Here is a 12802-nt window from a genome sequence, read left to right on the forward strand (position 1 = left end):
GAATAAGTGGAATAAGTGGAATTATACAAATTATAATAAATTATTTTTGTAATTTATAAAGTTACATTGTTCTGGAGTTTACCTTACTCAATATACTTAAATAACAAAAGGATTAATGTACATTGCTAACAAGTGTCATGTTAGCCATTATCAGGATATTTTCCAGGAAGGTGTAGTAGATGGTATTAGGAATAGATGATCCTCAAATCTGGCTTGCATATCTTGCGTGTATATTTAGTGCACTCGGGTGCATGGTTTATGGGCTGTTGAATTGGAGAGAGGAGAAAGAAGAACAGTCAGTAAAAAGCAGTACTCAAAAACAGGTAACTCAAAACCAATAAAAGGGTACGGGATTTGCTCTAAAGGTTCATTACAGTCAAACCTTTTTGGGAATTCCTGAGAAAAAACAGTAGCCGAAATTATTCTGGAGTTATTTTTATGGCAGTAAGTACTTCAACTCTAATTTTTCTTGTCGTTATTTATTTTGCATTAACTTTCTACGTTGCCCGGCTGGGATATAAGAAAAGTTCCCAGACCGATGGATATATGCTTGCAGGTAGAAGTGTACCCCCGGCAATTATGGCTCTCTCCTACGGAGCTGCGTTTATCAGCACTTCTGCAATTATAGGATTTGGAGGAGTAGCCGCGTCCACAGGAATGGGACTTCTGTGGCTTGTCTTCATGAACATCTTTTTCGGGATTTTCATCGCCTTCGTGGTCTTCGGTCCTGGAACCCGGCGTATGGGGCTAAACCTTGGAGCCATTACTTACCCTGAATTCATAGGAAAACGCTTCCAATCCAGGTTTATTCAAGCATTTTCCGGGCTTATTGTAGCGGTTTTCATGCCGCTTTACGCTGCAAGCGTGATCATAGGAGCAGGCCGGTTTCTTGAGACTACGCTTGGAATAAATTATAACTTCGCTCTTCTGATCTTTACCGTTATCATTGCTTGTTATGTAATTAAAGGCGGTCTCCTCTCAGTAATGTACGTGGATGCGATGCAGGCCAGTATTATGTTGATAGGAATGACTTTCCTGCTGGTCTTTACCTACAGCAAACTGGGAGGAGTCGTAGAAGCTCACCAGGCTCTTACTAATATGGTAAACCTTGTGCCTCAGGCGCTTGTTGAACAGGGACACAGAGGCTGGACTGCAATGCCGGCTTTTAATTCCTCAATCTGGTGGACAATGGTTTCCACAATCATAATGGGAGTGGGGATAGGAGCACTTGCGCAGCCACAGCTTGCAGTCAGATTCATGACTGTGAAAGACGACCGTTCCTTGAAAAGAGCAGTTGCTGTAGGAGGTCCCTTCCTTCTGATGATGGCAGGAGTCGCATATGTTGTGGGAGCCCTGTCTAACGTATACTTTTACAGGACTGTAGGGAAAATTGCCCTTGATGTTGTTCCGGGCGGAAATACTGACCTTATAATTCCCGCATACCTGAACCAGGCAATGCCTGAACTATTTGTGGCAGTTTTCATGCTCAGCCTGCTTTCGGCTGCAATGTCTACTGCAGCTGCCCAGTTCCATACAATGGGTACAGCCATAGGGTATGACGTTTACCAGCATGGTATTATGAAAGGCAAGTCCGGCGCAAGCACAGTACATGTTACAAAAATAGGAATTGCATTTACCATTCTGGTAGCAGTTATTCTGGCTTACATTCTCCCTGGAAGCATCATTGCAAGAGCTACTGCCATGTTCATGGGGCTGTGCACATCGGCCTTCCTGCCGCTCTACATAGGAGCACTGTTCTGGAAACGTACAACAAAAGCCGGAGCAACTGCAAGTCTTGTTGTGGGCTCGATAAGCAGTCTCTTCTGGCTGGTTTTTGTCCATGCAAAAGAAGCAGTGCCTCTGGGAATCTGCCAAGCAATTTTCGGCAAGGAAACTTTGCTTTCAGGTGTCTGGCCTCTTGTGGACCCGATCCTAATCGCAACTCCACTGTCCTTCCTTGTCCTGATTGTGGTAAGCCTTATGACACCACAATTCTCACCAGAGTTCCTAAAGAAGGCTTTCAGGCTCAGATTTGAAGATGAAGAAGAAGTATCGGAATCAGCATCACACAGTGCAGCAGATTCAGCAGGCGTTTAAGCCTGCACCTCTGCGCTTTATTTTTAATTTTGTTTCTTTTATTTTGCCCATAATAGGAAATTATCAGTTATCTTTTCTGACCGGCAGGGTCTGCCCTCCGTGTGGCATAAGGTGAATCTTTGCATCAGGATTTTCCGCAAGTACTGCAGATAAGGCGTCCTCTACACTTGCCATTGGAGTAAAGAATGCGTTTCTTGTTTCTTCGTCAGAAAGTTTTGATACCAGGTAAAGCCTGAATTTTTTAGAAACTTTTGCAATGATCGCAGTCTTGTGCCCCCCGAACTCAAAACATTTTTTGAAACGCTCGATTGCCTCGTCAGGACTCCGGCACTCCCTGTTCCAGCACTCATATACCTGATTTCCTATCCCCTCGGCACATTCGGCTACAAGGATAATGGAACCTCCTGCTTTTACAGCCTGGGTTGCATTGTCAAGTGCCTTATTTGCCTGAAAAAGGTTAATATCTTTAGGAAAACCTCCACAGGAAACGATTACTGCATCGGCGGGCTCTACAGGCACTTTGTACATTGAATCCACAACTTCCACGCCTTGCCTGTGGGCCTCGACAAGATCACCTGCAACGGCAGCAACTATCTCTTTTTTGCTGTCAAGCATCACATTCAGGATGAAATCAAGGCCGAAAATTATTGCGGCTTCCTCCATGTCCTGCCTTACAGGGCCATCAACTCTTCCGGAAACAGCTTTTTCGTCAATCATCATTTTATGGTTTGTAATAACGGATTCTCTTGAGCTTACGCCAGGCAGCACCGACTTTGCTCCCCCACTGTATCCTGCATAATAATGGAATTCAATGCTTCCGGTTCCTATAACAACATCGGCGTCCAGAATATCCTCAAAGATTTCAATCGGGGTTCCGCGGGAACTTATGCCGATACGTCTGCATCTGAGGGTATCATGCTGAATGCAGCGGATCTTTTCGTAGATCTCTTCTCCAACAAGTTTTCGGGATTCTTCTTCAGTCTGGTTTCGATGGAGCCCGAGAGCAAAGACAATAGTAATGTTTTCGTCCTTTGCCCCTCCAAGATAAAGTTCTTCAAGTAGAGGAGGAAGAAGCTTTGCAGTCGGAGTCGGCCGCGTAACATCACTAACGATAATTACAACACTCGAATCCTGGTTTACAATCTCAGAAAGCCGTCGGCTTTTTATGGGATTTTCAAGCGCTTTTTTAATTAAAAAGGCCGGACCTTCTTTTATTTCAGGCTCCGAGGGCAAAATTATGCTTGAAATATTTCCCTCAGGAATATTTAGCTCTATCTGCGTGCTTCCAAAAGCCAATGGAATTTTCTTTATATTTGCAGTCATGTTAATGCCGACGCTTTCAGTTGTTCTATAAAATAATACTGATAAACAACTATAAAATATGATTTAAAAGCAGTTCAAACCTGTGGCTTAAATCTATTAATCATCCGTAGATAAGAAGGAAAAACTGTAATTGTCTTGATCTACAATCAGCTGTAATCAGGAATAATGGCTCTAACCGTAAGTAAATAAGGAATACTGGCTTTGGACTCTGCTGGTTTCGCCTGTTTACAGGATTCCTTATTTTCCGTTTTTACAGGATTCCTTATTTTCTGTTTTTACGGGATTTCTTTTTCTGCCCTATTTACAGAATTCCACTTCTACATTTATTACGGGATACCTTACTTTCCGATTTTACCCTCTTCGGATTCTGCTCTTGGCTTTCTATTTATTTAATTCTTGATTTTCTGCTTTTATGGACAATTATTATTCTTTACTCCATTACAGGAAGGGTCCATCCTCCTTCAGGCATAATATGAACTTTAGCTTCGGGATTCTCGGAAAATACCTTTTCAAGTGCTTCATCTATGCTTTTTACGGGAGTAAAGAAGGCTTTTTCGCTTTCCTCTTTCGGGAGCTTTGAGACTAGGTAAAGTTTGAATTCTTTTGCGGTCTTTCCGACAATAGCAGCTTTATGCCCGCCGAACTCAAAACAATTTCTGAAACGTTCAACTGCGTCTTCAGGATCCCTGCATTCCCTGTTCCAGCATTCGTAAACCTTGTTTCCTATTCCCTCGGCACATTCGGCTACAAGGATGATTGAACCCCCTCTTTTTACGGCAGGAATGGCATGCTCAAGGGATTTTGTTGCTTGATAGAGGTTGATATCCTTTGGAAAGCCTCCACAGGAAACAACTACGGCATCTGCAGGCTCTACGGGCACTTTATACATAGCATCAACATACTTTGCGCCTTTCCTGTGGGCTTCGACAAGATCACCTGCAACGGCAGCAACAATCTCTTTTTTGCTGTTAATTATGACATTAAGAATAAAGTCAAGGCCTGCAATCCTTGCAGCTTCCTCAATATTCTTTCTTGCCGGACTGTCGGCTCGGCCTGAGAGAGGATCACCTTCAAAAACTTTGCTATAAAAGCTATGGAAAGAAAGTATGGATTTTTCCGAACTGACTCCTGGAAGGATGGACTTTCCTCCTCCTCCGTATCCAGCATAATAGTGAAATTCCAGCGTTCCTGTACTTATGATAATGTCGGAGTCAGCGACTTCTTCAAAGACCTCGACTGGTGTTCCGAAACTTGTTTCCCCAAGCAGCCTGCACCTTTCCCTGTCGTGCTGGATGCACCTTATTTTTTCAAAAATTTCTGTCCCTACAAGCTGGCGACACTCTTCTTCAGTCTGCTGGCGGTGGAGTCCCAGAGCAAAGACAATAGTAATGTTTTCGTCTTTTGCCCCTCCAAGATAAAGTTCTTCAAGTAGAGGAGGAAGAATTTTTGCAGTAGGAGTTGGCCTAGTAACATCACTAACGATGATGGCAACTTTCGAATCCTGGTTTACAATCTCAGAAAGCCTGTTACATTTTATAGGAGTTTCAAGTGCTTTTTTAATAAGGGAAGCCCCTTCTTCCTTTATTTCCGATTCCGAAGGCAGAATAATACTGGATATATTTTTCTCAGGCATATTCAGCTCCGAAATCCCCCTTCCAAACGCGAATGGAATCGTTTTTACATTTTTAGTCATGGTCATTCCGATGTCTTAGTATTAATTATATAAAATCGTATAGGTAAACAATAAAGAATCAAAATTTAATGCAGCTTTAAGTATATAGCTTGTATATAGCTTAATTCAGTAGTTAAAATTAGACTTACTTTTTTATATTATATGTATTATTTTTAAAGATTTCGCCTCCAGAGATGCAAACCATTTAAAATTCTGGTAGGGGAAAACCATTTTTATTTTCACTCAAAAGTGTTAATTTATGGTCAAGTGAAATAGTTTTCACTCACCATAAGGAATTATAGATTTGGAACTGGGCAGAGGAATATTAGAATTTAGAGTTCGATTGACTGGCCTGGCTGCATAATAGTAACTTTTGTATTAGTTTTTGATTCAACGACTTTCTTGAATTCAAAAGGGTCCTGACTGATTACATCAAAGGTACCGTAATGCATGGGAATTACGATTTTGGGCCGAATGAGTTCTACGGCTTTTGTGGCTTCTTTTATACCCATTGTAAATTTGTTGCCTATGGGCAGGAGGGCTATATCAGGTTCGTAAAGTTCGCCTATGAGCTGCATGTCCCCGAAAACCCCGGTGTCTCCAGCATGGTAGACGGAATGTCCATTGATTCGGATAATGAAGCCTGCCGGGCAGCCGCCGTCGAAGCTGAAACCGGAAGCATCAATTGAGGAGGAATGGAGCGCTTCGGTCATGGTTAACTTTATCCCCTCTACACTTACTGTACCGCCCTTGTTCATGCCCTCTGCAAAGACCCCTTTCGATTTTATATAATTTGCAACCTCATGGATGGAAATTATCCGGCAGCCAGTCCGTTTTCCGATTTCGATAGTATCTCCAAGATGGTCGCTATGCCCGTGAGTCACAGCTATTATGTCAGGATTCAGTTCTTCAGGACTGCACGGAGCAAGTGGGTTTCCTGAAATAAAAGGGTCAATCAACAACTTCTTTTCGGCTTCGAACAAGAAAGCCGAATGTCCGAGCCAGGTGATCTTTACGCCAGCCATCTTTTTGCCTCAAAATCATTAATTTATCAAGATATAATAATAAAAAAGTTAAATATCCTTAATTTAGCTATCGTTAGTTTTGCTATCAATAATTTTGCTATCGGTAATTTATTTTTCTATAATTGTCAGCGATAATGAGTTATCAATTATTTATGGTAAAAAAAGAGAAGGAAATGAGAAAGAGTTGTACAGAGGATTATGTTAATATGTTTCTTCCATCAAACGGACTGAAAATGAAAGTTGGTCTGGTGATCCACGGGCCCGAAGTGATTGATTCGGGAGAAACGAAAAAAGTCCTTGAAAAGCTTTCCTGCGTGGGAAAAATAGAAGCACGGCTTGGCGGAACCATGGGAAAGGTAGCTGTCCTGGACGCAGGACTTGAAAACGTTATAGATATAAGTAGGCATCAGAAGCCAAGTACATGCATCGAATCACTTTTCGAAATCTCAGACCTTGTATGCCTCCTGAACAGGGGAAAAACTGTTGAGACCGGGAAGGTATTTGGAGAAATGGTTTATGCACGCCTTCGAGAGCCGGAGATGAAACCTCTTATCCAGATTGAAAGCCCAGGAAATGCGAATGGAATTTTGATACCTCTCAATAAAAAGGCCAAAGAATACGGAGAATATCTTGAGAAGCTTTCTGAGATTTTAGGGCTTCCCACTGAAAGCCCTTTACCCCTTCGAAATTCGAGGGTTCCAAATTCAGTTTTAGTAGAAAATTGCCCGGTAACAGGTAAAATACAGGTTATACGTAAGCTTTCAGGCGTTTTTCCTGGAGAAAAGATCCTGGTGAACGGGATCATAATCGGGAAAGCCTTTTCTTCCAAGGTAAGCATAGTCTCCGAAAATGGTTTTATTGTTGCAATCGAGGGGGGAGAAATAAAAGAGCATGGACTCGAAAAACTTCATAATTACGAAAAAAGAGACCCTGTAGACCTTGCAAAAGCCTGGGTAAAAAGCGGAGATCTGAGAAGAGGAAATTCCTTTCCACTGCAAGCCCGGAAACTTAAGGTGCATGGCAGAGGATTAAGTATTTCTTCCAGACCAGCCGCAGGAAGAGTCGCATTTATAGACCATGCCGCTGAAGATACTTTTGAACTGGCTGGTGACGCCAAACTTGCAGTTACCGTGGGAGATGACACCACAGCCATAGCAGGCGACATCCTGTCCAGGCTAGGGATTCCTATTCTCGGAATCACGGACGGAGACTGTGATAATCTAACTTGTCGGACTGAAATCTTTCCTGGCTCCATCGTGCTCAGGCTGGCAGCAGGAAAGGATGATATCCTGGGTAAAAAACTCAAACAGGAACTTTTACGGGGCGAAAATTCTGCGGTCTTAAAGGATATATGCTCTTTTAAAGAAGATGTAATGAAACTTGCAGAGCCCTTTATTGAAACTATTATTGAATATTGAAAATTTCCTGATAGCGCTATCCTTGCTCACATTCCAGCCTTATTTTCAACATAATTCCTTTTTTCTATTTTTTTGATAGCTGTGAATTAGAACGTTCCAATTAGTAAATTATGTACTCAATTAGACCTATAAGACATAAATTAAACAAATATATCAATAATTGGGAGAACTATATGTTTCTAAATTAAGATTCCATATGAATTATATTGTTTGAATAATAATGACTATACAATCCAGTTTTAGTCCAAATAAATGATTAGGATGGTGAAGCGATGATTGTTAGTAAAAATATCTTGATTTTATACCCTGGGGGCGGGTGTGTGTACATACCACCGATAGCTGAGCCTCGACCTGTTCCTATATATGGTGTGGTCAGGCCTTTGTATGGTGTGCCTCTAGAATGAAAATAAAGTATAACTTATGCATTTGAACTACAAAATCAGTAGCAAAAAGATCGGTAACAAAAAAGAGGATCAAAATAATTAAAATACACTGATATTAAAAAATAATATGTTCTTGATTTTGTTTCACAGATGCAGAAGTCCTGATTAAAAAAAAGAAATTAAAAATTAATATCCTCCATATTTTAAATTTTTTAGATAATATATTAGCATTCAATCCTCCATATTTTATTTTTTTAGACTATTTATAAATTAACATTCAATAATGTGTAAATTAATAGAACACGCTAAATGCTCAAATCTATTTTACAGATTTTTGATTAGATTGCTCTATGAATACGGAGTAATACAGATGAATCCAGATGAATACAAACCCGAATTCTGTGTTTGGGAACTTACACTAAAATGCAATATGAGGTGCAAGCACTGCGGTTCTGTGGCAGGAAAAGCCAGAGAAAATGAACTCACGGTTGATGAATGTCTTAATGTAGCCGAACAATTGGCAGATCTAGGATGCAAGCAGGTAACTTTTATTGGGGGAGAAGTCTTTTTATACGAAGGATGGGAAAAAATATCCAGGAAGTTATCAGAGAAGGGAGTTGGTGTAAATCTTATTACTAACGGGCTTTTACTTGGAGATGAACAAATTGCCCAGATAAAATATGCCAGATTAACTAACGTAGGAATTTCTCTTGACGGAATGGAAAACAATCATAATAATATGAGAAATGTAAGCACTTCGTTCGAAAAGGTAATGGAAGCCTTTGACATACTTAACAGAGAAGGTATCCCTATAGCTGTTGTAACCAGTTTAATAGATAGAAACTTTGAAGATCTATGGTTAATGTACGATTTACTTGTAGAAAAGGGAATAAAGCTCTGGCAGATGCAGATCGTTAACCCGATGGGAAATATGGCTGATAAAAAGGGTCTTCTCCTTGATCCTGCAAAAGTACCCCTAATTACCCGATTTATTAGAGAAAAGCGTAATAAACAAAAGATTGCTATCTATGCAGGAGACAACATCGGATATTTTGATGAAAATGAATTCTACTTAAGAGGCCAGCTCGGGACAATCTGCGCATGGTCAGGATGCCAAGCAGGTTTGAGAGTTGTAGGGATAGGTAGTACAGGCAATGTTAAAGGTTGTGAATCCCTCTATTCGGATGAATTTATAGAAGGCAATTTGCGTGAAGAATCTTTATCTACAATCTGGTATAAAGAAGGAAATTTTGCTTATAATAGAAATTTCGGTACTAATATGCTGACAGGCAACTGTAAAGATTGTGATAAAGGGGCTATTTGTAGGGGAGGATGCAGAGGAGCCTGCTATTTTACAACGGATTCAAAATTTGAAAACCCTTACTGTTGCTATCCTGGAAAAAACACTATTAATAAGGACTACTTTAAGAGTAAACTCCTGAAAGCAGGACTGTAATCAGATTTGCTGGTAAGAATTTGAGTTATAGTAGAAGTCCATACTATCCTGCCGCCATAGATTGAAGGGTTTTCCTAGGTTGAATTATATCTGATATAATTTTCCCAGACCCAGATATCAAGTAAATATTTTCTATTTTTATTATAAATAACAAAATTTGAATTAATTACAACATACTCGATTTTTGTATTAGACAATTTTGTTCCTTTCAATGCTGATTAATTCCGTTACAGACATTTTAAGAAATCAAGAACAATTTCAGACCTTAATAATTTGAGTTCTCAGTTCCAGAGGAACATAAGGTTTAACAACAACGTAGTTAATGAACTATTTATGGGTGATAGGGAAAAAAATGTGGGATTTGCTGCGGCTTTAAACATACTCTTTACAGTCATAGAATTGATAGGAGGATTCTTAACAAACAGCTTAGCACTGATAGCTGATGCATTGCATGATTTTGCTGACAGTTTTGCGTTAATAATAGCCTGGTACGCAGAAAGGGAAGCAAAAAAACCTGCAACCAGTAAAATGACTTTTGGATATCGAAGGTTATCTCTCTTATCTGCAACATTTACTATTATTGTACTTATAGCCGGGTCGTTGTTTGTACTTGCCAAGGCAATCCCGCGTCTGATCAGTCCAGAGCCTGTAAACGCTGATGGAATGGCTTTAATTGCAGTTATTGGACTTGCTATAAATGGACTGGGATATTTAAGATTGAAGAAAGGGATGAGCCAGAGCGAGAAAGTATTATCGTGGCATCTTCTAGAAGATCTTTTAGGATGGATAGCCCTGCTTACCGGGTCGATAATTATGAGGTTCTGGGACAAACCCGTTATTGATCCTATAATGACAATAGGATTCACCATTTTTGTATTATGGGGAGTTTCTAAAAATGCAAAGGAAACGCTTAACCTTCTTCTAGAAGGTGTCCCTGAGAATATTGATATTGATGCAATTAAGGAATCTATCTTATCGGTTGAAGGTGTGAAATTGGTTCATGATCTTCATATATGGTCTCTGGAAGGAGAAACCGATCTTTTAACAGCTCATGTTGTTGTGGAAGACAAATATCTACAGACACCAGATAAGATGAGGCTATCTATTAAAAGCAAATTAGAAGAATATCACATCGAGCATTCAACAATTGAACTGGAAAGCGAAGGGTTTTGTTCTGCAACAGAATGTATTTTTGAATCGAAGAAATAATGAACAAAGAAAGTGAACAAAGAAAGTGAACAAAGAATGCGATAAAGACAAACTTTCAATAGTAAGATCTTGTGCAATGGGAAATTATAGTTGGTATCTTATAAACTAATAAAGTACTTAAAAAATATCCCGAAAATATCAACTAGCCACTTATGCATGACCAAAAATTGTGCTATAGATTATTGTATTAGCCAACATTACCTAATTTATAGGAGATATTTTTTAAACCAGTTACATGCCAAATGAGCAACTTCTTCTAAAGTTCCCTGCTCTTCAAAAAGATTGCTAGCACCTGGAATGATCTTAAGTTCCTTATCTGCTATAACCATTCTCTCTAAAGCCCATTTATTATAATCTATTATTTCGTCATCTGTTCCGCCTACAATAAACAAAGTAGGTGCCTCTACATACATTAAGGCATCTTCAGCAAGGTCAGGCCGTCCTCCCTTAGAGACGACTGCTTTTACAACATCCTTGAGCTCTCTTGCAGCTATTATTGCAGCTGGAGTCACTGTACTGGTGCCTAAATAACCCAGGTTAAGCCCTTTAGTATCAGATCTATTTAAAAGCCATCTGCTTACATCAATAAGCCTTATTGAAAGCATTTCTATATCAAAATGGGAGTCACGTGTTAACATCTCGATTCCTCCTTCATCTACTGTCAATAGATCGAGTAAAAGAGTTCCGAGACCACTTTTATTAAGTTCCTGTGCAATGTACTCGTCATGTGGACTTGAGCTTTTGCTCCCACTACCATACGCAAAAACAACAATTCCCCTGGCTCCTTTGGGAATATCAAGGATCCCGTTAAGATAGATTGGCCCAATTGGAATTTGGACTTCATTACTTTTTTCTTCTATATTAGATAATTCTTTCATTTTATCCCCCATACTCTAATAAGCAAAGCTATAATAAGCAAAATTTGTATTTTCCCTAAATAATATTTTGGGCATAATATAAGTTATCATCGCACTTGGGAAATAACGATTTTTTTCTTTAGAATGAATCTAAAAACTTTAATTAACCTATTCTTTTAAAGCATAGATGCTACTGACCGCCAATTTTTGAAAGTATAGATATAAGGAATTTTTAGTGCAATTTCCATCACACCTGTAGCAATAGATATTCTGGCATCTTCTTGTAATAAATATAGTAATAAATATAGTTCCAAAATCCTGGATTAAAACCCTCAGAACTAACTGAGTTCAGCAAATACAGGTAAAGTTATCCGATAAGAAGCAAGAATTAGATATGATGGGTAATGGGTATAAGACTTAAAACAATCCGAAAACAATCCTTAAATGTCATTTTAAATATCACTCAAAATCTCATTTTAATGGCAGGACATGCTGGAAATTTTCGGAAAATAGATGAGGGAAGGAAAATAGCAAAGAGAACAAATCAGAAAGAATATGAGATATATAAGAATCCAGGTGGACTTCAAGATATTATACCTTATACAGAACGAACCAATCAAGATAACCAAGAAATAAGGAATATGGGTAAGAATGTTATAGTAATGCAAAATATGTTTTACGGAATCCAAAAACATTCACTTGTGGCTCTGGATATAAAAATAGGGAAAAGTACGGCATCTAGATCCCAACTATCAACCTCCAGAGAAAAAAACCGGATTGGCACTTTTTTTAAAAAAATAAAAATGAGTCTATATGATCGTTACACTAAATCTTCTACTCGAGGCTGGCGTGCTATTCCAATAGAGGATGGAAACAGGGCAAAAATAGGTAGAAATTCTGAGATCTTCTTGCGGGAACAATTTGATAAAATAAACGCAGGTAAAGACGTTACTTTAAGAAAAATTATAATTCAACTAAATCTGATTAAAGAGAAGTTAAATCAAAATCAAAAAACGTTTATCGCGTCTAGTGTTCTGATTGTAATTGATCTTCAGCATCCGAAGAATGCACATGCAAAATTAATTGATTTAGCATATCCTATCGACGTGAATAGCAAATTATACCAGAGATATAAAGAAAATTTTGATGAAGGGATAACTGCACTCATTAATTTTTTAGAAGCTTATGCTGTAAAACAAGAAAAAATAAACAAGAATGAATAAACAAGAATGAAAACAGAATAAAAATAAGAAGTATAGATAGCATAAAACCTGGAAAATAGATGAGTAATTTGGAAACGGAAAATATAATGAGAAATTGAATAATGAGAGGTAGAAGATAATACTGAGAAGTAGAAGGTAA

Annotated in this window: 10 protein-coding genes; 6 read left to right on the top strand and 4 right to left on the bottom strand. The window is 38.9% G+C overall.

Annotation, left to right across the window (positions count from 1 at the left end; all coding sequences use genetic code 11):
• Positions 1-179 precede the first annotated feature (179 nt).
• The gene (locus BP861_RS05260) at positions 180-341 is read left to right on the top strand and encodes a symporter small accessory protein (RefSeq protein ID WP_292373243.1); all 162 of its coding nucleotides are present in this window, start codon (positions 180-182) and stop codon (positions 339-341) included.
• A gap of 97 nt (positions 342-438) precedes the next feature.
• Positions 439-2097 (top strand): sodium:solute symporter family protein, encoded by a 1659-nt coding sequence (locus BP861_RS05265; protein WP_292373245.1) that lies wholly within the window; start codon positions 439-441, stop codon positions 2095-2097.
• Positions 2098-2160: 63 nt separating this feature from the next.
• Here BP861_RS05265 and larA (BP861_RS05270) read toward each other — a convergent pair whose 3' ends face one another.
• From larA (BP861_RS05270) to BP861_RS05280, 3 genes are all read right to left on the bottom strand, one after another.
• Complete coding sequence (gene larA / locus BP861_RS05270; protein ID WP_292373247.1) at positions 2161-3420, bottom strand: nickel-dependent lactate racemase; 1260 nt, start codon at positions 3418-3420, stop codon at positions 2161-2163.
• A 430-nt stretch (positions 3421-3850) separates the two neighbouring features.
• Positions 3851-5113 (bottom strand): nickel-dependent lactate racemase, encoded by a 1263-nt coding sequence (larA, locus tag BP861_RS05275; RefSeq protein ID WP_292373249.1) that lies wholly within the window; start codon positions 5111-5113, stop codon positions 3851-3853.
• Between the two features lie 311 nt (positions 5114-5424).
• Positions 5425-6117, bottom strand: coding sequence for a metal-dependent hydrolase (locus tag BP861_RS05280; protein WP_292373251.1), 693 nt, complete (start codon positions 6115-6117; stop codon positions 5425-5427).
• 206 nt (positions 6118-6323) lie between these two features.
• Here BP861_RS05280 and BP861_RS05285 point away from each other — a divergent pair, with 206 nt between their 5' ends.
• From BP861_RS05285 to BP861_RS05295, 3 genes are all read left to right on the top strand, one after another.
• Positions 6324-7535 carry a DUF2117 family protein gene (locus BP861_RS05285; RefSeq protein WP_292373252.1) on the top strand — a complete coding sequence of 404 codons (1212 nt, stop codon included), beginning with the start codon at positions 6324-6326 and terminating at the stop codon, positions 7533-7535.
• 753 nt (positions 7536-8288) lie between these two features.
• Positions 8289-9374 carry a radical SAM/SPASM domain-containing protein gene (locus BP861_RS05290; RefSeq protein WP_292373254.1) on the top strand — a complete coding sequence of 362 codons (1086 nt, stop codon included), beginning with the start codon at positions 8289-8291 and terminating at the stop codon, positions 9372-9374.
• Positions 9375-9707: 333 nt separating this feature from the next.
• The gene (locus BP861_RS05295) at positions 9708-10583 is read left to right on the top strand and encodes a cation diffusion facilitator family transporter (RefSeq protein ID WP_292373256.1); all 876 of its coding nucleotides are present in this window, start codon (positions 9708-9710) and stop codon (positions 10581-10583) included.
• Positions 10584-10789: 206 nt separating this feature from the next.
• Here the strand turns inward: BP861_RS05295 and BP861_RS05300 are convergent, their stop codons facing one another.
• Positions 10790-11461 (bottom strand): alpha/beta hydrolase, encoded by a 672-nt coding sequence (locus tag BP861_RS05300; RefSeq protein WP_292373258.1) that lies wholly within the window; start codon positions 11459-11461, stop codon positions 10790-10792.
• Positions 11462-11844: 383 nt separating this feature from the next.
• On the opposite strand from BP861_RS05300, the gene BP861_RS05305 reads away from it, so the two are divergent.
• Positions 11845-12663, top strand: a complete 819-nt coding sequence (locus tag BP861_RS05305) for an inositol polyphosphate kinase family protein (RefSeq protein WP_292373260.1) — start codon at positions 11845-11847, stop codon at positions 12661-12663.
• Positions 12664-12802: the final 139 nt, after the last annotated feature.

Source organism: Methanosarcina sp. UBA411, from assembly GCF_002495725.1.
Classification (GTDB): Archaea; Halobacteriota; Methanosarcinia; order Methanosarcinales; family Methanosarcinaceae; genus Methanosarcina.